Genomic DNA, 22,953 nt, shown 5'->3' with positions numbered 1-22,953 from the left:
GGCACCCTCGTAGGACGGCCCGACGGGAAGACACAACGGGGAAGACCAGGAGACGACCGTGAACCTCATTCACCTGCTGGGGCTCTGCGCGGGAACGGAGACGGACCCGTTCGGGGAGCCGCTGCTGCGAGCGCTCGCGGCGCCTGACTGCGGCGGCCTGCGATGGGACGTGTGTTCGGTACGGGACGGGCTGCCGCCGCACGGCGACCACCCCGGGGACGCGCTGCCCGCCGAGGTCCGGACCCTGCGCGCCCGGGCGGCCGCGGCGGACGCGCTGGTGCTCGCCGTACCGGAGGAGTCGGCCATGCCGCCCGGGGGCCTGCTCAACGCCCTCAACTGGCTCGTATGGCCCACGGCCGGATCCCCGATGGCGGGCAAGCCGGTGGCCGTGCTGACCACGACCGCGGAAGACGCCCCCGATCCGGACGCGTTCACCGACGTCGAGCAGTTGCTGCTCGGCTCGGCGTGCCGGAGCGTGGGGCCGCGCACCATCGTGCGGCACGCCGGGCAGCTCCTGCGGGAGGAGCCCGGCGGCCGGGTGTTCATCGCCGACCCCACCGTGGCCGTGCGGCTGTTACTCCACATCCGGCAGACCGAGACGGCGGCCCGGGCCGCCTCGTCCCCGCGGCGGCCCGGGGAGGACTTCCTGCCCTGGCTGTGACCCGCGGACCCCACGCGCCCGCGCCCCGCCGCTCGGCAGCGGCGGGGCGCGGGCGTGTTTCCGGCGAGCCGCCCCGTCAGGCGCGGCAGCGCAGCATGGTCAGCGGCGGGTTGGCCAGGAAGTCCGTCCAGAACGCCGTCCCCAGGGCCGCTTCCCCCTCCGCGGGCACCGTCAGCGGCACCCACTCCACCGGGCCGAAACCGGCCGCCCGCAGCGCCCGCTCGTAGACCTCATGGGGCGGGCAGCCCGCGACGAACTCGACCGGCGGGTCGAGGAGTGCCGTGATGCGCATCAGCGGCCCGTTCGCGTTCTCCCCCTCCGCCCGGTACCGGAAGCCGTACTTGTCGGTGGGCGGTCCGTCGAAGCGGAAGTCCGGGTCCTGGGTGAGCGCGTAGAAGTAACCGCCGGGCGCCAGGCTCCGGTGCGCGCCGCGGCACATCCGCTCCATCGCCGCCGCGTCCTGGGCGTAGTTGAGCAGATAGACGGCCGTGACGAGGTCGAAGGGCCGCTCGGGGGGCGGCAGTTCGGTGACGTCGCACACCTCGTAGCGCGCCCCCAGCGGGCCGCGCTCCTCGATGCCGCGGGCGGCGGCCACCATCTCCCCGGAGATGTCGACCCCCAGCGCCTCCGCGGCGCCGAGCCGCTTGAGCTGCCGGGTGTAGAAGCCCGTACCGCAGGCCAGGTCGAGCACGGACCTGCCCCGGATGTCGCCGAGCATCCCGAGGAAGCTGGCCCGTTCCGGGTACCGCGCCATCGGCAGCGATTTGACGCCCTCGTACTCCTCGCCGATCTCGTCGTATTGCAGCGTGGTCATGGTGCGGTCCTCTCGGGTTTCCGGTTCTCGTTGCTCCCGGCCCACTGGCCCGGGCCGGGTCGCGGGGCCGTGGCCGGGCGGCGCAGCAGGTCGCCCGCCATCGCCGTGCGCCGCCCCTGGTACGCGACGGCCGCCAGGGCCGCGCCGGTCGGTGCCGCGCTCGCGCTCCGCACATCGCAGGTGCCGTACGGATTCCCGCCCGCCTCGAAGACGGCATGGTCGGTGAAGCCCGGCGGGACCGCCACCGCACCGCTGTTCAGCAGCAGATGGTGGAAGGCGAGCAGCGCCGACTCGCTGCCCGCGTGGGTGAGCGCGGTCGTGACGAACCCGCTCGCGGGCTTGCCCCACAGCGGTCCCCGCCCGCCGTCGGACGCCAGCGACTGGACGAAGTCCAGCAGCCGCGCGGACATGCAGCCCAGCCGGGCCGGGGCGCCGAAGACCACCGCGTCCGCCCAGGCCACGTCCTCCCGCGTGGCGGTGGCGGCCACCGGTTCCGGGTGGCGCCCCGGGTCCCCGACCCGCCGCAGCCGCACCCGCGCGCCGACCGAGCGGGCACCGGCCGCGCACTGCCGCGCCATCAGCCGGGTGCGGGGGTCGTCCGCGCAGTGCACCACGGTCACCTTCACCGGACCGGGTACGGCTGAGCGGAGCGGGCCGGCGGCGGGCGGGCCGACCCGGGCGGTGAGGTCCGCCACCCGGCGGCCCACGTTCCGGGCCGCGCAGCGCACTTCGGCGCCCGCCGACTCCGGGCGGCTGTCCGCGGACAGGCCGTAGGGATTTCCGCCCGCGGGACCGAAGAGCGGGTCGGCCGGGTCCGGGCCGATTACCCAGGAACCCCAGTGGAAGGCGGTCTGATGGAGTGCCAGCAGGGTCGCCTCACGGCCCGCGTGGGTGCAGGTGGCGGCGGTCATGCCGGTCACGATGCGGTCGGCCAGCAGCCCCTGGCGCCACAGCGGGCTGGTGGTCTCCAGGAACCGTTTGAAGGCGGCCGACACGTTTCCGAAGTACGTCGGGGTGGCCAGCACCAGGCCGTCCGCCCACTGCACGTCCTCCGGTTCCGCGACGCGCTCCGGCCATGCCGTGTCGGCCGGGTCGACCTCCGCCACCCGCAGCAGCCGCACCGCCGCACCCCCGGCCCGGGCTCCCTCGGCGGCCAGGGTGGCCAGGGCGCGCATGGTGCCGTGCCTGCTGTGGTGGATGACCGCGACCCGGGGGCTCATCCCGCCTCCCCGGGCAGCGGCTCGGCGCGCAGCACGAGCCGTACGTCGTCGCCCATCCGGCCCACCTCGTCCAGCTGGAGCCGCAGGCCCTCGCCCAGCGTCCGCGCTCCGAAGCCGTCGAGCACCGGGCGGCCTCCGGAGCCGAGCAGCATGGGTGCCACGTAGGCGACCACCCGGTCGAGCAGGCCCCGCGCGGCGAAGGCCGCCGCCAGCCCGGCCCCGCCCTCCAGGAGCAGCGAGCGCACACCGCGCTGGTACAGCTCGCCGGTCAGCGCCGCGATGTCGAGCCCGTCACCGGTGGCGGGCACCTCCAGCACCTCGTGGGGGTCCGGCAGCGGCGGGTGCGGTGTGCCGTGGCCGACGACCACGAGGGTGGGCGCCGCGTCGTCCAGCACGCGTGCGCCGGGCCGGATGGCACCCGTACGGTCCAGCACCACCCGCAGCGGCGGGTCGCCCCGTACCGCGTGGCGCAGGCCCAGATGCGGGTCGTCGGCGCGCAGCGTCCCGGAGCCCACCAGGACCGCGTCATGCGCGGCGCGCAGGGCGTGTACGTCCTCCCGCGCGGGCTGCCCGGTGATCCACCGGGACGTGCCGTCCGGCGCCGCCGACCGGCCGTCGAGGGTGCCGCCGAACTTCCAGGTGACACAGGGCCGGTTCCGGCGGACGGCGGTGAGCCACAGCTCGTTGACCCGCTCGGCGTCCGCGCGCAGCACACCGGGAACGACCTCCACCCCGGCCGCGCGCAGCCGCCGGGCGCCACCCGAGGCCCCGGGGGTCGGATCGGGCACCGCGTACAGGACCCGGGCGACCCCCGCGGCGAGCAGGGCTTCGGCGCACGGCCCGGTACGTCCCTGGTGGGCGCAGGGCTCCAGGGTGACCACGGCGGTGGCGCCCCGCGCCCGGGGGCCCGCGGCGATGAGCGCCTCGACCTCCGCGTGCGGCTGTCCGGCGCCGCGGTGGAAGCCCTCGCCGACCGGGTGTCCGGCCGGGTCGAGGACGACGCAGCCGACGACGGGGTTGGGGCTGGTGCGGCCCAGGGCGACGGCGGCGAGTTCGACGGCCCGGCGCATGGCGGTCTCCTCGGCGGGCGAGACGCGCGCCGTGACGTCCCCGGCCGTCACCGCGTCTGCGGCCGTCACGGCGTCCGCGGCCGTCACCGCGTCCCCGGCCGTCACGGCGTCTCCGCGAGCCGGAAGCCCATGGCGTAGATGTCGCGCTCGTACCATCCGTGCCGCCTGCGGCAGCGGGCGAGATCGCCGAAGCGGGTGAAGCTGCCGCCGCGGGCGATGCGGTAGGTGCCGCGGCTGAGCGCCAGGTCGTCGGCGATGTCGGCGCCTCCCGGGTACGGGCGGTAGTCGTCGGCGGTGAACTCCTCGACGTTGCCCGCCATGTCGTGCGGGCCGAACGGCGAGCGGCCGGCCGGGTGCACCCCTATGGGGGTGGTGGTCAGCGGGCCGTGCTCGACGGTGTTGGCCCGGTCGGCGGTGAACTCGTCGCCCCACGGGAACTCGTGACCCCCGGGACCGGCGGCCGCGTACTCCCACTCGGCCTCCGTCGGCAGCCGGAACCCCCGGCCCGTGCGGTGCGCGAGCCAGGCCGCGTAGGCGTCGGCGGCCTCGGCGGGCACGGTCCACACGGGGTGGTTGCCGAGCGGTTCCGGGTAGCTGCCGAACCGCCAGGACGTGGGCAGCGCAGTGCTGCCGGTGTCTTCGAGGAAACGGCGGTACTCGTCGTTGGTGACGGGGTGGAGCGCGATACGGAAGGCCGCCAGGTCCCTCTCGTGGACGGGGCACTCCTTGGCGATCCAGTCCTCCTCCACCCCCGCGTGGCGCCAGCGGCCGGTGACGTCCGCCACCAGCTCCGGTGCCAGCCCGAGCCGGGCGCGGGCCGCCGGGATGTCGGCCATGGGCGGATCGTCGGGGCGGATGCGCGGGTCGCCGATGAGCCCCAGGACGGTCCCGGCGGCGTACCGCCGGGCGAAGGACCGGGACGGGTCCTCCGCGACCGCGACGAGCAGATCGGCGGGGGCGGCGAGCAGATCGCGGTGGTCGCTCAGCGGCCAGGGGCCGAGGCGGGCCGCGAAGGTGTCGGGCAGGCCCATGGCGGCCCGGTCGGACAGGGTGTTGGGGTTGGCGAGGACCGCGGACGAAGCGGTGGGGGGTGGGCTGGTGGTCACGGGAGCCTCCGGTCCGTGAGCGGGGAAGGGCCTGCGGTCAGCACGGCACCTGGCCGGGATCCGTGCCGCGGAACGTGCCCACCAGATAGTTGAGGCCGGGCGTCGTGCGCGGCACCAGGTGCGAGGTGACCGGTGCGAAGCCGTGCGCGGTGACGAGGTCGGTGAGTTCGGTGGTGGTGAACTCCTGGTAGAGGCGGCTGCCCTCGTTGACGAAGAGCCGTCCCCGCTCGCCCGCCGACTGGAACACGGAGACGGTGTACAGCCCGCCCGGCCGCAGCAGGGCGCGGATCCGCCCCAGATAGGCGGGGAAGTCGTCGGGGTGCTGGTGGTGCAGGCAGCCGTTGTCCAGGACGGCGTCGTACTCCGCCTCGCCCGCCAGCTCCGTCACGGAGGTGGTGAGGAAGCGTGCCCGGTCGGACCGGCCCGCGGAGACGGCCGGCCACTCGGGGGAGGTGACGATGTCGATCCCGGTGACCCGGTGCCCGTGGTCGAGCAGGATGGCGGCGTCGCGGCCGTGTCCGGTGCCGATGTCGAGCACATGAAGAGCGTCCGGGACATCGCCGACATCGCCGGACGCGGTCCCGCCGAGCGCCCGCATCAGCAGCAGCGGCGTCTCCCGCATGGCGCGCTCGGTGGTCCACACGTCGCGTCCGTCGGCGTAATGGTCCTCGAAGTCGGAGTGGAGCACGGCGTGGTAGGCCGACCGGTCGGGCGGCGGCGCCTGTGCGGGGGCGATCGTGTACGCGTCGGCTATCTCGTACCTGTCCATCGTGGTGCCAAGTCCTGTCCTGGAAGAGCCACTGGCTGGAGATCCCGCGTGGGGGCCGCGGGCATGGAGCCGGGGAAGGCGGGACGAGCCCGCGCTTCCCCGGCACGCCTGGGACGTCCGCGGTTCAGACGCCGATCGTGTACACCTGACCGTCGTAGGACGAGGCGACGAACGCCTTGTTCACGGCGTCGTACGCGAGGGAGGAGATCCCGGCCGTGGTGGGCTTGGCCTTCTCCCGCCAGGTGCGGTCCACCCGGTCGTACAGCGCGACCAGGCCGTTGTAGCTGCCGGTGGCCACCACCCGGCCGTCATCGGAGGCGGCCACGCACTTGATGGAGTGGGTGTGCGGCGTCGGCAGGGCCTCCGCGCGCAGCTCCGGGTCCCAGATGCGCAGCTTCAGGTCGCGGCTGACGCTGGCGAACCAGCCGTCGCCCAGCCCCGCGCAGCCGTTGGCGATCTTCTCGTGCAGATCGTCGATGGTGGCGGCCCGTTCCAGGGTGGAGATGCGGTACCAGGTGGCCGAGGCATCGGCGGCGACGGAGAAGAGATAGTCCCCGGACACCGCGATTCCCTTGACCGCATTGGTATGCAATGGCAGGTCCATGACATGTTCGACCTCGCCGTCGCCGCGGAGCTTCAGCAGCAGGCCCTCGCCCGTGTACGACCCCACGACCGCGTAGCGCTCGCCCTCGCGCTCGAAGGCGACCCCGCAGTTCAGCGGGGACCGGTGCTGGTACAGCTCACGCCCCGTCAAGGCGTCGAAGACCTTCCCGAGCTGACCCCCGGAGAGGACCAGACCGCCCAGCGGGGTGAGGAAGTTGCAGAGGCTGCCCGTCTCGGCCACCAGCTCTCCGTCCTCGCGCACCATCCCCGCATCGCCGACCGTGAGCACGGTGCCGTCCGCGATGGGCAGGACGGCGTTGACTCCGCCGGTGGGCGGGACCACGTCGGTGTCCCAGGCCCGCGCCTCGTAGTCGTACCCGCGGTACCGCGCCCCGAAAGTGGCGAAGACCAGCCGCGAGCCCCCGGCGAACGCGCAGGAGCGCGGCCATACGTCGTCGGGCAGCGCCGTGGTGTCGAGCAGCTCGGGAAGGCCGGAGGAGACGTTCCACAGCAGCATGGTGCGGTCGTAGCTGAGGCTCACCAGCAGGCCGCGGGCGTCGTCCAGCACCAGGCGCTTGATGCCCGCCTCGTGGGCGGGCAGCACGGTCCGTTCCTCCGGTCCCACGACGATGATCTGGCCGTCGTCGTTGCCCGCGAAGATGATTCCGTCGGAGGAGATGGCGATGGTGTCGGTCTCCACCCCGTCCATGTCCAGGTCGGCGGTCATCCCGCCGGTCTCCAGCGACCAGCGCTTGATGGTGCCGTCGTCGCTGGAGGAGATCAGCTCGTCGGCGTCACGCGCCCATTCGACGGAGATGACGTCCGCGGTGTGCCCGGCGAAGGTGAGGGCGAGGCGGCCGGCGAAGTCGTACACCCGCACCCGGTGATCGCGGGACGCGGTGGCCACCAGCTCCCTGGAGGGGTGGAACACCGACATCTCCACGTCGTCCTCCTGGTCGGAGAACACGGCCAGCAGGCGCAGGTCCGGCACGGTCCACAGCCGGGCCGTGTAGTCGCTCGACGAGGTGAGCAGAAAGCGGCCGTCCGGCGAGAAGACGCACTGGTTGGCCAGGTGGTCGTGGAAGGCCCGGGCCAGGGCCCGGCCGGTGCTCTGGTCCCAGCAGATGACCTGGTTGTCGTATCCGGCGGTGGCCACGTACTCGGCCTGCCAGGCGGCGATGCCGCTGATCGGACCTCGATGCTGGATCATATGGACTCCCCTACGAGGGCGATGGTGTGCCCGCTGTGTTCGACTTTGGCGCGCAGATAGCCATGATTGCGTTCCGTCTTGAATATCCCGGTCGGGATGACTTCCTCGATGTTGATCCCGTGGGCGCTCAACTGCCGCGCCTTGTCAGGATTGTTGGTACGCAGCCGGATCCGGGTAGCACCCAGGGTGTGGAGCATTTGTACGGCGGCGCGGTAATCGCGAGCGTCGTCCGAGAAGTTCAGCTCGCGATTGGCCGCGAACGTGTCGAGACCCTGCTCGTCCTGGATGCGGTAGGCGTCGAGCTTGTTGTAGAGACCGATGCCGCGCCCTTCCTGACGGAGGTAGAGCAGGATGCCCCCCGACTCGGCGGCCAGTTGCAGCGACTCGGCGAGCTGGGGCCCGCAGTCGCAGCGGCCGGAGCCGAAGACATCACCCGTCAGGCACTCCGAATGGAGCCTCACCAGCGGGATCTCCGCCCTGGGAGCGAAGGACACCGCGATGTGCTCCTGCCCGTCACCGAGCCCGGAGAATGTGATCGTTTCTGCGGTGTGCCATTCGCCGTTGGCCAAACGCACCGGGACCTCGACCCGGGCTCGGATCAGTGCCGCCGACACTGATGGTTCGATTTTCTCAGGCGAGTTCTCACCGCTTGACGTGATGGACAAGGCTTCGTCCCTCCCGTGGAAACGGCGCCGCCGTGGGGGTAAGGCAGCGCCACGCAGTGCTCAGCATGCACAACGGCAACTGCCGCGCACGACTCGGGACGCACCGATACGGAGACCGAAACGCTTTGCGCGTGCCACCGAATACTGGCCACCGAATCCCTTGTGCCAGAAGGCCCCTCGAAGGAGATTTCCCCAGGCCCCGGGCGGCCGGGGGCCCACCGGTCCGATGACGCCCGAAATCGCGCGCCCCGTTGCCGATTGCTTGCCTCGGGCATATTCCGGACACAAAAAAGGCAACCGGTCGGCCAGGCTATCTGGCGCGCCGGTTACCGGGGTATGGCCGGGCGGCGATGACGCGGCCGCCCGGAGATGTGACTAGGGATGTGCCCAGAGATCAGACAGGTGTGACGTACGCCCCCGCGATACCGCCGTCCACCAGGAACTCGGCCGCGTTGATGAACGACGAATCGTCGCTGGCCAGGAAGGCGACCGCGGACGCGATCTCCTCCGGCTCGGCGAACCGCCCCACCGGTACGTGCACCAGACGCCGCGCCGCCCGCTCCGGGTCCTTGGCGAACAGCTCCTTCAGCAGCGGGGTGTTGACCGGCCCCGGGCACAGCGCGTTGACGCGGATGCCCTCGCGCGCGAACTGCACGCCCAGCTCGCGCGACATCGCCAGCACCCCGCCCTTGGACGCGGTGTAGCTGATCTGCGAGGTCGCGGCGCCCATGACGGCCACGAAGGAGGCCGTGTTGATGATGGAACCCCGGCCCTGGCGCTGCATATAGGGGAGCGCGGCCTTGCAGCACAGATAGACGGAGGTGAGGTTGACCTCCTGGACCCGCTTCCAGGCGTCGAGGCCGGTGGTGAGGATCGAGTCGTCGTCGGGTGGCGAGATGCCCGCGTTGTTGAACGCCACGTCGACCGAGCCGTACGTGTCGTACGCGGTCTTGAACAGCGCCTCGACCTGCTCCGGGTCGGTGACGTCCACCTGGACGTAGAGCCCGCCCACCTCGTCGGCCGCGGCCTTGCCCGCGGACTCGTCGATGTCGGCGCACACGACGCGCGCGCCCTCGGAGGCGAAGCGGCGCGCGGTGGCCAGGCCGATGCCGCTGCCCGCTCCGGTGATGACGGCGGTACGGCCCACCAGGCGGCGGCACACGGGGGTCTCGGTCTCGCTCATGTCACTGCTCCTCGGTGCTGTTCTCGGTGCTGTTCTCGGTGCTGATGAACACGTTCTTGGTCTCGGTGAAGGCGGTCAGGGCGTCGGGGCCCAGCTCCCGGCCGAGACCGGACTGCTTGTAGCCGCCGAACGGGGTCGCGTAGCGCACGCTGCTGTGCGAGTTGACGGACAGGTTCCCGGCGGCGACGGCGCGTGAGACGCGCAGCGCGCGGCCCACGTCACGGGTCCAGATCGAGCCGGAGAGGCCGTAGTCGCTGGCGTTCGCCAGCCGTACGGCGTCGGCCTCGTCCTCGAAGGGGAGGACGACGGCGACGGGTCCGAAGATCTCCTCCACGGCGGTGCGGTCCCCGGGCGCGGTGGCCTCCAGGACCGTGGCCGGGTACCAGAAGCCCTTGCCGCCGGGGGCCTCGCCGCGGATGGCGGCGGGCGCGTTCTCGGGGACGTAGGACCGTACGCGCTCCCGCTGCGCGGCGGAGATCAGCGGGCCCATGGCGGTGGCGGGGTCGGCCGGGTCGCCGACCGTGAAGGACCGCACGGCGGGCTCCAGCAGCTCCATGAACCGGTCGTAGACGCGGCGCTGGACCAGGATCCGGCTGCGGGCGCAGCAGTCCTGGCCGGTGTTGTCGAGGAACGAGCCGGGCGCGGCGCTCGCCGCCGCCTCGATGTCGGCGTCGGCGAAGACGATGTTGGGGCTCTTGCCGCCGAGTTCGAGCGTCACGCGCTTCACGCCCGCCGCGCACTTCGCCATGATCTCCTTGCCGACGGCCGTCGACCCGGTGAAGACGACCTTGGCCACGTTCCGGTGCTCGACCAGCGCGGCCCCGGCCACCGGACCGGCCCCGGGCAGCACCTGGAACAGCCCCTCGGGCAGCCCGGCGGCGAGGGCGAGTTCGGCGAGCCGGAGGGCGGTCAGCGGGGTGGTCTCGGCGGGCTTGAGGAGGACGGCGTTGCCCGCGGCGAGGGCGGGCGCGGTGCCCCAGCCCGCGATCGGCATCGGGAAGTTCCACGGCGCGATGACGGCGACCACGCCGAGCGGTTCGTGGAAGGTGACATTCAGGCCCCCGGCCACCGGGATCTGGGCGCCGCTCAGCCGCTCCACTCCCCCGGCCGCGTACTCCAGCAGATCGCGGACGTTGCCCGCCTCCCAGCGGGCGTTGCCGACGGGGTGGCCCGCCTCGCGGACCTCCAGCGCGGCCAGTTCCTCGATGTGGTCGTCCACGGTGGCGGCGAAGCGGCGCAGCAGCCGGGCCCGGTCGGCGGGGGCGAGGGCGGCCCAGCCGCGCTGGGCGGTGGCGGCGCGGGCGACGGCGGCGTCCACGTCGGCGGGCGTGGCGGCCGGGACGGTGGCGATGACCTCCTCGGTCGCCGGGTTGAGGATGTCGTGCTCGTGGGGGTGTTCGGTGCTCACGGGGTGGTTCCTCACATCCACTGGGTGGTTCACATGCGCTCGAAGGACCGGAAGCGTTCCCAGTCGGTGACGGCGGTGTCGTACGCCTCCTGCTCGACGCGGGCCATGTTGAGGTAGTGCTCGACCACCTCGTCGCCGAACGCGGCCCGCGCTATGGGGCTGGCCTGCCACAGGTCGGCGGCGTCGCGCAGCGAGGTCGGTACGTGTTCGGCGTCGCCCGTGTAGGCGTTGCCGGTGCAGACCTCGGGCAGCTCCAGTTCCTGCTCGATCCCGTACAGCCCGGCGGCCACCATTCCGGCGACGGCGAGGTACGGGTTGACGTCGCCGCCGGGGAGCCGGTTCTCGAACCGGTGCGCCTGGCCGTGGCCGATGACGCGCAGCGCGCAGGTGCGGTTGTCCGGGCCCCAGGCGACGGCGGTGGGCGCGAAGGAACCGGGCCGGAACCGCTTGTAGGAGTTGATGTTGGGTGCGTAGAGGAGGGTGAAGTCGCGCATCGCGGCCATCTGCCCGGCCAGGAAGTGGCGCATGGTCTTCGACATGCCGTACGGGTCGTCGTCGTCCGCGAGCACGGGGTGTCCGGCCTCGTCGCGCAGCGAGAGGTGGATGTGGCAGGAGTTGCCCTCGCGCTCGTCGTACTTGGCCATGAAGGTGAGCGCCATGTCCTCCTGGGAGGCGATCTCCTTCGCGCCCGTCTTGTAGATGACGTGCTGGTCGCAGGTGGTCAGCGCGTCGTCGTAGCGGAAGGCGATCTCGTGCTGGCCGAGGTTGCACTCGCCCTTGGCCGACTCCACGGTCATCCCGGCGGCGCCCATCTCGTTGCGGATGCGGCGCAGCAGGGGCTCGACGCGGCCGGTGCCGAGGATGGAGTAGTCGACGTTGTACTGGTTGGCGGGGGTCAGCCCGCGGTAGGCGCTGTCCCACGCCTGCTCATAGGTGTTCCGGAAGACCATGAACTCCAGCTCGGTCCCGGCGTACGCGGTCCAGCCGCGCTCCGCGAGCCGGTCGAGCTGGCGGCGCAGGATCTGCCGCGGGGAGGCGACCACGGGCGAGCCGTCGTGCCACGAGAGGTCCGCGGTGAGCATCGCGGTGCCGGGGTTCCAGGGGGTGCGGCGCAGGGTGGCGGTGTCGCCGTGGAGGGCGAAGTCGCCGTAGCCGCGTTCCCAGGAGGACATGGCGTAGCCGCCGACGGTATTCATGTCGGTGTCGACGGCGAGCAGGTAGTTGCAGCCCTCGGTGCCATGCTCAAGGGCATCGTCGAGGAAGAAGCGGGCGGCGAACCGCTTGCCCTGCAGTCTGCCCTGCATGTCGGTGAAGGCCAGGACGACGGTGTCGATCTCCCCGGCGGCGACGAGCCTGGTCAGCTCGTCGACCGAGAGCGGGGGCGTGCGGTCTGCCACGGTGGTGCCTCCTGGCTTCGGACTTTCGGACTTTCGGGCGGGTGTGGGGGCTCGGGGGTGGCCTTAAGGTAATACCGCAGACCATTGATTGGGAAGGAGGTGCGGACGGTTCCATGAGCGGGAGCGAGAGCAGGGGCGAGAGTGGCGACCGGCTGGCGCCGGTGCTGCGCCCGGTGCGCGCCGGGAACGGCTTCGAGGAGGCGCTGGAGCAGATACTCCAGGTCGTACGGCTGGGGCTGGTCCCCCACGGCGGCCGCCTCCCGGCCGAGCGCGAGCTGGCGGAGCGGCTGCGGATCAGCAGGGTGACCCTGCGCGAGGTGCTGAAGGTCCTCCAGGACCAGGGGATCGTGGAGAGCCGCCGCGGCCGGTACGGCGGCACCTTCGTACGGGCCCGGCCGGAGACGGGCGCGGGCGGCGAGGACGAGCTGCGGCGGCGGGTCGAGGCGGTGGACGTCGAGGACACGCTGCGCTTCCGGGAGGTGCTGGAGGTCGGCGCGGCCGGGCTGTGCGCCGCGCACGGCCTGGACGACGCGCAGGCCGCGCGGCTGCGCACCGCCCTCGACGCGACGCGCGACGCCCCGCTGGCCGACTACCGGCGGCTGGACACGATGCTGCATCTGACCCTGGCGGAGCTGGCGGGCTCACCGTCGCTGGCCGCCCAGTACGCGGCCGTCCGCGCCACCGTCAACGACCTGCTGGACTGCATCCCGCTGCTGGTGCGGAACCTGGAGCACTCGCAGGCCCAGCACGGTGCGCTGGTCGAGGCGGTGCTGGACGGGGACGCGGACGGGGCGCGCGAGGTGATGCGGGAGCACTGCGAGGGCACGGCGGCGCTGCTGCGCGGGTTCCTGCGGTAACGCCTTTTTCGGCGGAGGGTCTTGCGCCGACCCTCCCCCTGCGGCAAAGGTATGCCCCCACACCAATCCCCACCCCCGTTTGCGCCTGTCCCCTCTCGTGCGAAGCCAGGAGTGCCCATGGCTGACATGGCCGAAGGAACCGAGACCGCCCGCACCTCCCCCGATCCCGGCTCGTCCGGCTCATCCGGTGATCCCGGTGATTCCGGCTATCTGGAGCGGCGCACCCTGCGGCGCGGCAGCGCGGGTCCGCTGCTGCTGACCGGCCTCGGCGTCGCCTATGTGGTCTCCGGCGACTTCTCCGGCTGGAACTTCGGCCTCGCGGAGGGCGGCTTCGGCGGGCTGGCCATCGCCGCCGTGCTCATGGGCCTGATGTACACCTGCATGGTCTTCGCCCTCGCCGAGCTGGCCGCGATCCTCCCCACCGCGGGCGGCGGCTACGGCTTCGCGCGGCGCGCCCTCGGCCCCTGGGGCGGGTTCCTCACCGGCACGGCGATCCTCATCGAATACGTCCTCGCGCCCGCCGCCATCTCCATCTTCATCGGCGACTACGTCGAATCGCTCGGCCTCTTCGGCCTGGAGTCGGGCTGGCCGGTCTATCTCGCCTGCTTCGCGATCTTCATCGGGATCCATCTGTGGGGCGTGGGCGAGGCGCTGCGGTTCAGCCTCGTCGTGACCGCCATCGCCGTCGCAGCGCTGCTGATCTTCGCGATCGCCGCCTTCACCGACTTCGACTCGGGCTCGCTGAACAACATCGCGGTCGACCACTCGGCCTTCGGCGCCAACTCGTGGCTGCCGTTCGGCCTGCTCGGCATCTGGGCGGCGTTCCCCTTCGGCATGTGGTTCTTCCTGGGCGTGGAGGGCGTCCCGCTCGCGGCCGAGGAGACCCGCGAACCGGCGCGCACCCTGCCCAAGGCCATGGCCTGTTCGATGGGCATCCTGCTGCTCCTGGCCCTGCTCACCTTCCTCGCCGCCACCGGCGCCCGCGGCCCGGACGCCGTGCAGGACGCGGGCAACCCGCTGGTCGAGGCGTTGCAGCCGGACGGTGAGGCCACCACGCTGTCCCGCGTCGTGAACTACGCGGGCCTGGCCGGTCTGGTCGCCTCCTTCTTCTCCCTGATCTTCGCCGGTTCGCGGCAGCTGTTCGCCCTCTCCCGGGCCGGTTACCTGCCCCGCTTCCTCTCCCTGACCAGCCGCCGCAAGGCCCCCTACCTGGGCCTGCTCGTCCCCGGCGCGATCGGCTTCGGCCTCGCCGCGTGGTCGGGCGACGGCGCCCGGATGCTGAACGTCGCGGTCTTCGGGGCCACCATCTCGTACGCCCTGATGTCGCTCTCCCACATCGTCCTGCGCCGCCGCGAGCCGGGGCTCGACCGCCCGTACCGCACCCCCGGCGGCGTCGTGACCTCGTCCATCGCCTTCGTCCTGGCTTGCGCGGCGCTGTTGGCCACCTTCCTGGTGGACAAGGACGCGGCCTTCATCGCCCTCGGCGTCTACGCCGTGGCGCTCGCCTACTTCGCCTTCTACAGCCGCCACCGTCTGGTCGCGTCGGCGCCGGAGGAGGAGTTCGCGGCGCTGGCGGAGGCCGAGGCGGAACTGTCCCGCGACTGAAAGAGAACGGAACGAACGTGCCCCCTCTGATCGGCATCAGCACCTACCTCGAAGCCACGGCGCACTGGGGCGTCTGGAACCTCCCCGCCGCGCTGCTCCCGGCCGGGTACCACCAACTCGTCCAGCGCGCCGGGGGCCTGGCCGCGATGCTGCCCCCGGACCCCGCCGGTGGGTCGGCGGCCGCCGTGGTCTCCCGCCTCGACGCCGTCGTGATCTCCGGCGGCCCGGACGTGGAGCCCGTACGGTACGGGGCGCCCGTCGACCCGCGCACGGGCCCGCCCGCGCGGGAGCGCGACGCGTGGGAACTGGCCCTGATCGAGGCCGCGTTGTCCTCGGGCGTCCCCCTGCTGGGCATCTGCCGCGGCCACCAACTCCTCAACGTGGCACTGGGCGGCACCCTCCACCAACACCTGGACGCCCACGCGGGCCCGCCCGGCGTCTTCGAACGACACGAGATCAAGCCGGTCCCCGGCACGCTGCTGGCCAAGACCCTGCCGGAACCCCTCTCCGTGCCCACCTATCACCACCAGTCGGTGGACCGCCTCGGCGAGGGCCTGATCGCCAGCGCGTACGCGTCGGACGACGGGACGGTGGAGGCCGTGGAGATGCCGTCGTCGGACGGCTTCGTGCTGGGCGTCCAGTGGCACCCGGAGGCGGGCGACGACCTGCGGGTCATGCGGGCGCTGGTGGAGGCGGCGGGTCGCTGACCTCCAGCCCCAGATGCGCGAACACCACGTCCCGGACGCGGCGCACCGCGTCCGGGTCGAGGTGGGCGAGGACGGGGAGGGCGTGGTGCCAGCCGTCATCGCACATCAGCGCCCGGCGCAGCTGCTCGCGGGCGCGGGCGATGCGGTCGGCATCTGCCGGGGGGCGCGGCATGAGCAGGTCGACGCACCCCCTGACCAGGGCCGACTTGTCGCGTTCGAGCGATGGCCGCCACGGCAGCCCGAGGATTGTCGCGGCCATTGCCCCGCGTACGGAGGGCTCGGCCCAGTCGTCATCGATCTGCGCCAGCACATCCTCGGCCCGCTCGTAATCGCCGCAGGCGGCGTACACCAAGGCAACAAAGCCCTGGGGGCCGGGGCCAGGAGAGCTGTATACGTCGAGGTCCAGTTGGTCCACGATGTCCGGCAGCCGCTGTGGCTGGTCCGGATCCAACCCTCCCACCAGGAGTTTCGCGGCAACATAGGTCTCGGCGCTCAAGAACCGGAACCAGGGACCGCTCATCGTCATCGCGTCCCACAGGGGCCCGAGCAAGGGCGGCACCCGCTCCGGCGTCTGTGCCCCGATCACCACGACAAGTTCCGCGTACCCCTTCGTCCTGGCTTCGAGGTCCGTGTGCCCCCATAGGGCATCCGGTGCGTTCAGCCAGCGCTCCGCCTCTTCTGCCAAGGGTTCCGCCTCGTTGGGGCTGTGCTCCCACAAGGCGGCCAGAAACGCGGGGGGCACCTCTTGGGGCATATCGTTTTCGAAGTGGTCGAAGAGCTTCATCCACTTTGTGCGCAGGCCGATGATGGCCAAGGCCCGCATGACGGTCCGCATGCTGTACGAGGGTCCGTGGAACGAACCGTCGTCAATGCTGGTCGCCTCGTCCATTGCTTCCTCGGCCAGCCTCCGGGCACCTGGAGGATCGGTCGCATGGAGACCAATGGACAGAGTGGCCAACGCTTCGGCACGTTCCGCCGGGCTGTCGAGCCACCGTGCCAGTCGTTCGGCATGCGAGAAGTCATGGCTGATGGCCAGCGCGCCGACCAGCGCTTGCAGTCTCTGATCGACCCCACGGTCCCCGGCGAGGGACCGTGGCGCCGTCTCCAGCGCCGTCTCCAGGAGTCGGGCAGCTCGAACGGGGTCGCGATTGGCCATGTGCTCCGCGATGGTGGCCAGCGTCTCCGCCGCGAATGGGGGGACGTCGATGTCCGCCACGACCCGCTCCGCCTCGTCCAACGCACCGGCGGCGGCCAGCTCACCCGCCACGGAGGAAAGGACGCCAGGCGGGATGCCCGGACGGTACGCCGCCCGCAGAACTTGCCACATCCGATGGGCGTCTCCCGAGCGCGCCCAGCCCTTGGCAACGACAGCGACAGCGCTCTGCCCGATCTCGGGGTGGGCATCGACCAGGTCCTGCGCTTCTTGGGGGAGCCCGCAGTCGACCAGGACACGCAGTACCCGTTCGGTCTCGTCGATCGCGCCCGTGCTGCGCACTTCCAGAAGAGCCCCGACACGGGTCCTCGCCGTCTTCGCCAGCCGCGCGGCGGACTCCGGGCGTTCATGGCGCAGCGCCCGGGCGACCAGCCACAGCTCCGTTGCCCGGTCGGGCGGGGTCTGGAGAGCCAACTCCTCCAGTTCGTCGAGCAGTTCGGCAGAACGCGCAGGCCGCACCACGGTGTATGCCGTCGCGACCGCGGCATACAGAGCAACTTGCGCCCCAAGGCCGAGGGGCGGCTTCGTCTTCGCCAGGACACGTTCCAATGTGCGTTCGGCCAACTGCGCGTCGTGTGGGCGCACGGCCTCGGCGATCGACACGAATGTCTTCAGCACGTCGAATGAGTACTCGGCCACAACGTCCTCGAGTCCCCTGACATCGTTCCGTTCATCGGCGAGTTCCAGTGCTTCGGCTCCGTGGCCCACAGCAGCCAGCGTGACGGCTGCCGCTTGAGTGATGCGCCGCTCCCGCCCGGTATCCCCCGGGCCGACGGGAGACGGGTCGGGGGCGTTGAGCGCCACGGCCTCACGCGCCAGCTCGGCCGCACGCGCGCCGTCGCTGTCGGCCATTGTCTGCGCCACTCCGATCAGGGCACGAGCGCGGTGGTACGGCTCGAAGACGCTTCGCGCAAGCCCCTCCGCACGCCGCGGCTGCCCCAGCCGTGCCATGACGACAGGCAGGTTCCACGGCAGGGAGATGTTGCGGCGGGACAGCAGGTCCTCGGTCGCGGCCAGGGCCGCCATGCGTCCCAGGTCGTCGGGGACCTCGCGAGCAACCATCGCGCGAACGCCCTGGATCTCGGCGAGTGCCACGGCGTCGCTGCTGGTCACCGCGCGCATGCGGTCCTGCCGCCGGATATCGACCGCGAGGTCGGTGGCCCGTGCGATGTCGCCGAGGCCACTCGCCATGCGTCCGTACTGCTGCAACAGATACGGCGGCGTGTCCTCCGGCCAGCCACCCCGCCGATACTCATCCGCCCAGTCATGGATGCGATCCAGGTACGGCCGCACGTCCGGGCCCAGCATCTCCGTCGCCGCGACGAACAGCGTCTCGTGGGCGAAGAGATACCCCCGCTCCTCGTCCGGCCGTGCCGAGCGTCCGCGGCGGCGCAGGATCCGCCCGAACACCCCGTCCACCCGGTGCCGCACCGCGTACAGCTGCTGTCCCGTCAGCTCGCGCAGGTCCTCCGGGCGCAGAGCGCCCCGCGCCGCCGCGAGCAGTCCGACGATCTCCTTCTCCAAATCGCCCCCGGCCAGCGCGCGCGACAGCTCGAACCGCGCCTCGTGTTCCAGGTCCTGTCCGTAGTCCGTAACGCTCAGCTTGCGCACGGCGCAGCGCCGCAGCGGGTGTCCGCCCTTGACGTCCAGCGGAAGGCCGGGGTTGGGGCGGCTGGCGACCACCACTCGGAGATTGGGCGGCGGGCGGTCCGGGAGGAGGGAGGCGATGCTGGGGCCGGTGGCGCCGTCGCGCGCGGACTGGTCCTCGTCCAGGCCGTCCACGACGAGCAGCAGCGTGCCGCCGTCCTCGGCCACCCGCTCGGCGGCCTCGGTCAGCAGCGCGCGGCGCTCGGCCTCGAGGACCCCGGGCGAGGCGTGCGGGGAGGGTTCACGGCCGACGATCGTGGCCAGTTGGTGGACCACCGCCTCGGTGTAGGCCGTGCTGTCGGCCTGGCCCGCCAGCCGGGAGGTGATGAAGAACGACACCGGGACCACCCCGCGCGGCGGGTGCAGCGCGAACCACGACACCAGCGCCGTCTTGCCCGTCCACGGGCGGCCCTGGATCCAGTGGTACGGCTCGGGGCCCGCGCAGAAGTCGACCAGCTGCCGCAGCTCCTCGCGCCGCCCGAACAGCTCGGGCGGGGCGATGTCCCGCAGCAGGGCCTGGTAGCCCGCCTCGATCCGGCCGAGGCCGGACGGGGGGAGGACATCCGGGAGGTGGGCGAGGGCGGTGCTCAGCTCCCGTTCGAGGGCGGACAGTTCGGCGGGCGGCAGCCGCTCCGCCCACCGGTCCGCCCGGCTCACCGCCAACCGCCCCGCGCCATCGGCGTGATGGTGCGCGGCCACCACCCCCACGATCCGGCCGCCGCTGAAGACCGCCGCGCCCGACATGCCGTCCCAGGGGCCGTCCGGCGGGGGCACGCTCAGGTCGAGGGTGCCCTCGCGCCGGTTGGACAGGACCGCGCACGTGCCGTGCACATGCTCCGAGTCGCGGTACGGACGCCCCTCCTCGCCGTCCCGCATCTTGAAGGCCGGGAAGCCCATCGCACTGCACCGCAGCACCGCGTCCCGCTCGCCGACCCGGCCGAAGCGGGTGACCGGGACGTCCCCCTGCGAAGAGGGAACGGTGAGCACCGCGATATCGGCGGGCGCGTGCTCGAAGCGAACCTCCGCTTCGAGCACCCGCTCCCCCGGCCGGTCCGCCTCGAACCGCACCCGTACAACCGACGCCGACGCCACCACGTGCGCCGCCGTCAGCACCCTGCCGGGCGCGACGAGATAGCCCGAGCCGCGACGGCGCTCCCCCGTCCCCGCCTCGACGATGATCTCGGCCACCCGCTCGGCCGTCAGCCCCCTCACCGCTCGGTCAGCGCTCCCCGGTCACCTCGGCCCCGGAGATCCTGGCCGTCGTGCGGGTGCCGTCCGGGCCCGGGGTGGTCGGCTGGAGGGTGAGGGTGATGCGCTGGGTCTCGGACGAGGTGTACTTCCCGTCGCCACCGGCCTCGACCACCCAGAAGCGGACCTTGCCGCTGCCGCCCGCTTCCTTGGTGACCGCGACCGTGGCCTCGATCTCGATCGGGCCGAGGTCGAACTGAAGGGCCTCCCCCACACCCTCGCCCGCCGCGGCCGTCAGCTGCGCGCGCAACTCGCGGATCATCTCGGACAGTTCCACCATGCGCGGCCCCCTCTCCCCCTGGTCGTCTCCCGAGATCAGACTCTACTAGGGGGCACCGACAGGGGCGGTCAGCCCGGAATCTCGAAGGACTCGCCGTAGACCTTCCACTTCAGCGGCGGGTTCAGATCGAAGTTCTTCGCGTTGAGGAAGACGCGCTGCGCGGTATCGACCCGGCTGGTGTCGCTGTGCGCCTCCTCGCTCTGCATGGCCTTCTTGCGGGCGTCGAGGAAGGCGTTCAGATACGTGGTCTGGTTGCCGCCCTGCGCCGGGGTCTTGGCCTTGGACATGGCCGTCTTGCGGATGCCGCCGAAGCTGTACTTGCTGTCGCCGGGGCCGTGCATGACGATCGCGTCGTAGTAGATGAACTGGCCGAGCGTGCCGAGGCCGTCGTCCTTGCCCTGCTTGACGGACGGGCCGAAGTAGACGCGGTCGCGCTCGTGCTCCTGGGCGTCCTGGAACGCCTTGTCGGCGGCGGCCGTCTTCCAGTCCTTGGTGAAGTTGGGGTCGAGGCCGCTGTGGGAGTCGCTGCCGTTGACCTTGCGCAGGGCGGGGAGGTACTTGGCGAGGACGTTGCCCGGCTTCTTCTCGGTGTAGTACTCGACCAGCTCCAGCATGTCGCCGGTGCCGGAGCAGAAGCCGATGATCCCGGCGGTGTAGCCGCGGCCGTCACCGATGTCCTCGATGTATTTGAACTGGGCGCGCCAGTCCAGCGAGGAGTTCTCGGCGCTGGAGACCAGCTTCATGGCGATCTCCTTCTTGGCCGGATCGTCCAGGTTGGCCGCCACGCCCGCCTGCCGGGCCGAGGAGTGTGCGGGGGCGGCGGCCGGGTGCGTGGCCGCCTGGCCCACGCCGACTCCGACGCCGGTGAGCACGAGCGCGGCGGGTAACGCCACGGCCGCCGCCGTGCGGCCGATCCTTCTGGACATGGGGGACTCCGTTCACTTGAGCCGTCCGTTAGGAATGTTTCCTAACCATTCAAGCGAGCGCGCCACACCACCCACAAGGCTTTCGACCCAACTGGCGTCCTACGGCTGCGGAATGGGCACCGCCGAGTCGGTGCCGTCATCCGACGTACCGACCACCGGACGGGTGGGCGTACGGACCTCCTCGGCGGCCCTCGGGGCGACCGCCGCACCCGGGGCCGCCACCGCCCGCCACCACGTCTCCAGCGGCAGCCCGCGGCCCGGCTCGAAGGGCTGCCCCGGGCGCGGCACGGCCACGCTCGCGCCCATGGCGCGGGCCGCGGAGACGGTGCCCTCGGCGGGCTCCTCCCACGGGTGCGGGGCCAGGTTGAAGGTGCCCCAGTGGATCGGCAGCATGATCCCCTTGACGGGCTCGCCGCCCTGGAGATCGAGGTGGGCGCGCATGCCCTCCTCGGGCGTCATGTGGATGTCCGTCCAGAACTCGCTGTACGCACCGATCTGGATCATGGTCGCGTCGAACGGCCCGTACGACTTCCCGATCTCCGCGAAACCGGGGAAGTACCCGGTGTCCCCGCTGTGGTAGATCCGGTGCCCGGGTCCGGCCACCACCCAGGAGGCCCACAGGGTGTGCTGGGTGTTGCGCAGCCCGCGGCCGCAGAAGTGGCGGGCGGGGGTGGCGGTGAGCAACAGCCCGGCCACCTCGGTGGACTCGTGCCAGTCCAGCTCCGTCATCCGGTCCTCCGGCACGCCCCAGCGCTCCAGATGCGCGCCGACCCCGAGCGGCACGACGAACTGGGTGCCGGTGCGCACCAGCGCGCGGATCGTGGGCATGTCCAGGTGGTCGTAGTGGTCGTGGGAGATGACCACCGCGTCCACCGGCCCCAGCTCCCGCAGCGGCACCGGGACGGGGTGCAGCCGCTTGGGCCCGACGGACGCGAAGGGCGAACAGCGCTGCCCCCACACCGGGTCGAACAGCACCCGCCGCCCGTCGATCTCGGCGAGCACGCTGGAGTGGCCCATCCAGGTCAGCCGCAGCCCGGAGGCGGGCGGCGCGGCCAGCTCGGCGAGGGTGGTGGGGTACACCGGCACGGTCCCGGCCGGGGCCCGGCGTATCCGGTTCTCCTTGCGGAAGTACGTGGGCAGGAACTTCAGCATCGAGCCGGAGGGGGCGCCGCGGCCACCGCCGGGGTTGGTGAACACACCGTTCGCGAAGTTCGGGGACCGCCGGATGCGCTCCATCCGCTCCCCCGCCGGGTCCGCGCCGAAGGCAGCGGGGCGCAGGGCTGTGGCGAGCCGGGCACGCTGAGGGCTGGAACCGGTCACGGCACCTCCTGGGTGAAGGGGAACGACGGGGCACCCCATGGCCTGTGCAGTTGTGCTGCTGCACTGTCACTAACTCTCGCGACCGGTGACCTTGTTCCGGAAGACGGCACCGGGTCTGCTCAGGTCGTTCCCTAGGTGGTTGCCCAGGCGGTTATCAGGCGGTGAACGTCAGCCGCACATGATCCTCGACCGGGCGGTAGCCGATCCGCTGGTAGAGGGCGTTGCTGGTGGGGTTGGCGAGGTCGGCGAAGAGCAGCACCCGCTCGGCTCCCGCGGTACGCGCCGCCCGGCTCACGGCGGCCGTGACCGCGCCCGCGTAACCGCGTCCCCGCAGCTCGGGCGGGGTGTAGACGAGCGAGACCCGGACGGTGGCCGCGACCGCGCGGCTCACCGCGGCGGTGGCCACCGGCGCGCCGTCCACCTCCCACAGCAGGGCGCCGCCGTGGCTGAGCCGGTCGTCCACCGCACGCGCGACCTCGTCCCCGGGCAGCGCTCCGGTGTCGCGGCCGAACGCGTCGTACCAGCTCAGCAGCAGGTCGCGGTCGGCGGTGGTGGCCGCCCGGGCCCGCCCCCGTGCGGGCCCGGACGGGGTCAGGGTGTGCAGCCGGTACAGCCGCTGGACGTGGTCGACCCCATGGGCCTCCCCGGTGTGCCGCTCCCAGGCGTCCGCGAAGGTCTCGGCCACCGGTCGCGCGCCGTTCACCCCGGTGATCCGCGGCAGGTCCGCCCCGGCGAGGGTGCGGGCCAGCGCGTCCGCCGCCTGCGCGGGCATGGCGGAGAGCAGCGGCGGATGGGGCGGGGTGCGGACGAAACCGCCGCCGACCTCGCCGGAGGGCGCCCGCCACCAGCCGTAGACCGGCGGCTGGTCGCCGTATCGGCCGCTGCCCGCCGCCTCCAGCGAGGAGACGACGGTGAGCAGCAGGGTGTGCCGGACCGGGCGGGCGCGCAGGAACGCGCCGGCCGCGGCCTGGAACGCATCGAGGTCGTACGTCGTCGTCCACGCCATGCGTTCCAGGCTGGCGCGCACCGCCCGTCCGGCGCACC

General features: G+C 72.3%; 19 protein-coding genes. 4 read left to right on the top strand and 15 right to left on the bottom strand.

The window, feature by feature from the left end:
• The first annotated feature begins 58 nt into the window (after positions 1-58).
• On the top strand, positions 59-661 hold the full coding sequence (locus ACZ59A_RS35075; protein ID WP_470967270.1) for an NAD(P)H-dependent oxidoreductase: 603 nt from the start codon (positions 59-61) through the stop codon (positions 659-661).
• 76 nt (positions 662-737) lie between these two features.
• Here the strand turns inward: ACZ59A_RS35075 and ACZ59A_RS35070 are convergent, their stop codons facing one another.
• The 10 genes from ACZ59A_RS35070 to ACZ59A_RS35025 form a co-directional block, all read right to left on the bottom strand.
• On the bottom strand, positions 738-1,475 hold the full coding sequence (locus ACZ59A_RS35070; RefSeq protein ID WP_470967268.1) for a class I SAM-dependent methyltransferase: 738 nt from the start codon (positions 1,473-1,475) through the stop codon (positions 738-740).
• Positions 1,472-2,695, bottom strand: coding sequence for a flavodoxin family protein (locus tag ACZ59A_RS35065; protein ID WP_470967266.1), 1,224 nt, complete (start codon positions 2,693-2,695; stop codon positions 1,472-1,474). The genes ACZ59A_RS35070 and ACZ59A_RS35065 overlap by 4 nt, the downstream gene beginning before the upstream one ends.
• Positions 2,692-3,765: a bifunctional diaminohydroxyphosphoribosylaminopyrimidine deaminase/5-amino-6-(5-phosphoribosylamino)uracil reductase RibD gene (gene ribD, locus ACZ59A_RS35060; RefSeq protein WP_470967684.1), complete on the bottom strand. Its 1,074-nt coding sequence runs from the start codon at positions 3,763-3,765 to the stop codon at positions 2,692-2,694. Before ribD ends, ACZ59A_RS35065 begins: the two co-directional genes overlap by 4 nt.
• Positions 3,766-3,866: 101 nt before the next feature.
• Positions 3,867-4,871 (bottom strand): formylglycine-generating enzyme family protein, encoded by a 1,005-nt coding sequence (locus tag ACZ59A_RS35055; protein WP_470967263.1) that lies wholly within the window; start codon positions 4,869-4,871, stop codon positions 3,867-3,869.
• Between the two features lie 37 nt (positions 4,872-4,908).
• Positions 4,909-5,640, bottom strand: coding sequence for an SAM-dependent methyltransferase (locus tag ACZ59A_RS35050; protein WP_470967261.1), 732 nt, complete (start codon positions 5,638-5,640; stop codon positions 4,909-4,911).
• 124 nt (positions 5,641-5,764) lie between these two features.
• Positions 5,765-7,453: a WD40 repeat domain-containing protein gene (locus ACZ59A_RS35045; protein WP_470967258.1), complete on the bottom strand. Its 1,689-nt coding sequence runs from the start codon at positions 7,451-7,453 to the stop codon at positions 5,765-5,767.
• Positions 7,450-8,112: a GTP cyclohydrolase II gene (locus ACZ59A_RS35040; RefSeq protein ID WP_470967681.1), complete on the bottom strand. Its 663-nt coding sequence runs from the start codon at positions 8,110-8,112 to the stop codon at positions 7,450-7,452. Before ACZ59A_RS35040 ends, ACZ59A_RS35045 begins: the two co-directional genes overlap by 4 nt.
• 400 nt (positions 8,113-8,512) lie before the next feature.
• A complete protein-coding gene (locus ACZ59A_RS35035) occupies positions 8,513-9,301 on the bottom strand; it encodes a 3-oxoacyl-ACP reductase (RefSeq protein ID WP_470967255.1) in 789 nt (262 codons plus the stop codon).
• Position 9,302: 1 nt separating this feature from the next.
• A complete protein-coding gene (locus ACZ59A_RS35030) occupies positions 9,303-10,709 on the bottom strand; it encodes an aldehyde dehydrogenase family protein (RefSeq protein WP_470967253.1) in 1,407 nt (468 codons plus the stop codon).
• 29 nt (positions 10,710-10,738) lie between these two features.
• Positions 10,739-12,106, bottom strand: coding sequence for a glutamine synthetase family protein (locus tag ACZ59A_RS35025; RefSeq protein ID WP_470967250.1), 1,368 nt, complete (start codon positions 12,104-12,106; stop codon positions 10,739-10,741).
• A 113-nt stretch (positions 12,107-12,219) separates the two neighbouring features.
• On the opposite strand from ACZ59A_RS35025, the gene ACZ59A_RS35020 reads away from it, so the two are divergent.
• The 3 genes from ACZ59A_RS35020 (at position 12,220) to ACZ59A_RS35010 (ending at position 15,275) form a co-directional block, all read left to right on the top strand.
• Positions 12,220-12,963 (top strand): FadR/GntR family transcriptional regulator, encoded by a 744-nt coding sequence (locus tag ACZ59A_RS35020; RefSeq protein WP_470967247.1) that lies wholly within the window; start codon positions 12,220-12,222, stop codon positions 12,961-12,963.
• 126 nt (positions 12,964-13,089) lie between these two features.
• Positions 13,090-14,568: an ethanolamine permease gene (eat, locus tag ACZ59A_RS35015; RefSeq protein ID WP_470967679.1), complete on the top strand. Its 1,479-nt coding sequence runs from the start codon at positions 13,090-13,092 to the stop codon at positions 14,566-14,568.
• A gap of 17 nt (positions 14,569-14,585) precedes the next feature.
• Positions 14,586-15,275, top strand: coding sequence for a gamma-glutamyl-gamma-aminobutyrate hydrolase family protein (locus ACZ59A_RS35010; RefSeq protein WP_470967245.1), 690 nt, complete (start codon positions 14,586-14,588; stop codon positions 15,273-15,275).
• On the opposite strand, the gene ACZ59A_RS35005 is transcribed toward ACZ59A_RS35010, so the two are convergent.
• The 5 genes from ACZ59A_RS35005 to ACZ59A_RS34985 form a co-directional block, all read right to left on the bottom strand.
• Positions 15,241-19,347, bottom strand: coding sequence for a trypsin-like peptidase domain-containing protein (locus ACZ59A_RS35005; protein WP_470967242.1), 4,107 nt, complete (start codon positions 19,345-19,347; stop codon positions 15,241-15,243). The genes ACZ59A_RS35010 and ACZ59A_RS35005 overlap by 35 nt on opposite strands.
• 7 nt (positions 19,348-19,354) lie before the next feature.
• The gene (locus ACZ59A_RS35000; protein ID WP_470967240.1) at positions 19,355-19,663 is read right to left on the bottom strand and encodes a trypco2 family protein; all 309 of its coding nucleotides are present in this window, start codon (positions 19,661-19,663) and stop codon (positions 19,355-19,357) included.
• A gap of 68 nt (positions 19,664-19,731) precedes the next feature.
• Positions 19,732-20,589 carry a chitosanase gene (locus ACZ59A_RS34995; RefSeq protein WP_470967238.1) on the bottom strand — a complete coding sequence of 286 codons (858 nt, stop codon included), beginning with the start codon at positions 20,587-20,589 and terminating at the stop codon, positions 19,732-19,734.
• Positions 20,590-20,688: 99 nt separating this feature from the next.
• Positions 20,689-21,909, bottom strand: a complete 1,221-nt coding sequence (locus tag ACZ59A_RS34990; protein ID WP_470967235.1) for an MBL fold metallo-hydrolase — start codon at positions 21,907-21,909, stop codon at positions 20,689-20,691.
• Positions 21,910-22,063: 154 nt separating this feature from the next.
• The gene (locus tag ACZ59A_RS34985) at positions 22,064-22,915 is read right to left on the bottom strand and encodes a GNAT family N-acetyltransferase (protein ID WP_470967233.1); all 852 of its coding nucleotides are present in this window, start codon (positions 22,913-22,915) and stop codon (positions 22,064-22,066) included.
• Positions 22,916-22,953: the final 38 nt, after the last annotated feature.

The sequence above is a fragment of the Streptomyces sp. NPDC040405 genome (genome assembly GCF_055595765.1).
The sequence above is the reverse complement of the archived record's forward strand: the minus strand, read 5'-3'. Positions and strand labels throughout refer to the sequence as shown.

Excerpts from the sequence above, each read along its gene's own strand:
- ACZ59A_RS35070 (WP_470967268.1), bottom strand. The coding sequence starts at position 1,475 with ATGACCACGCTGCAATACGACGAGATCGGCGAGGAGTACGAGGGCGTC.
- ACZ59A_RS35065 (WP_470967266.1), bottom strand. The coding sequence starts at position 2,695 with ATGAGCCCCCGGGTCGCGGTCATCCACCACAGCAGGCACGGCACCATG.
- ribD (WP_470967684.1), bottom strand. The coding sequence starts at position 3,765 with ATGCGCCGGGCCGTCGAACTCGCCGCCGTCGCCCTGGGCCGCACCAGC.
- ACZ59A_RS35050 (WP_470967261.1), bottom strand. The coding sequence starts at position 5,640 with ATGGACAGGTACGAGATAGCCGACGCGTACACGATCGCCCCCGCACAG.
- ACZ59A_RS35045 (WP_470967258.1), bottom strand. The coding sequence starts at position 7,453 with ATGATCCAGCATCGAGGTCCGATCAGCGGCATCGCCGCCTGGCAGGCC.
- ACZ59A_RS35035 (WP_470967255.1), bottom strand. The coding sequence starts at position 9,301 with ATGAGCGAGACCGAGACCCCCGTGTGCCGCCGCCTGGTGGGCCGTACC.
- ACZ59A_RS35020 (WP_470967247.1), top strand. The coding sequence starts at position 12,220 with ATGAGCGGGAGCGAGAGCAGGGGCGAGAGTGGCGACCGGCTGGCGCCG.
- eat (WP_470967679.1), top strand. The coding sequence starts at position 13,090 with ATGGCCGAAGGAACCGAGACCGCCCGCACCTCCCCCGATCCCGGCTCG.
- ACZ59A_RS35000 (WP_470967240.1), bottom strand. The coding sequence starts at position 19,663 with ATGGTGGAACTGTCCGAGATGATCCGCGAGTTGCGCGCGCAGCTGACG.
- ACZ59A_RS34995 (WP_470967238.1), bottom strand. The coding sequence starts at position 20,589 with ATGTCCAGAAGGATCGGCCGCACGGCGGCGGCCGTGGCGTTACCCGCC.
- ACZ59A_RS34985 (WP_470967233.1), bottom strand. The coding sequence starts at position 22,915 with ATGGCGTGGACGACGACGTACGACCTCGATGCGTTCCAGGCCGCGGCC.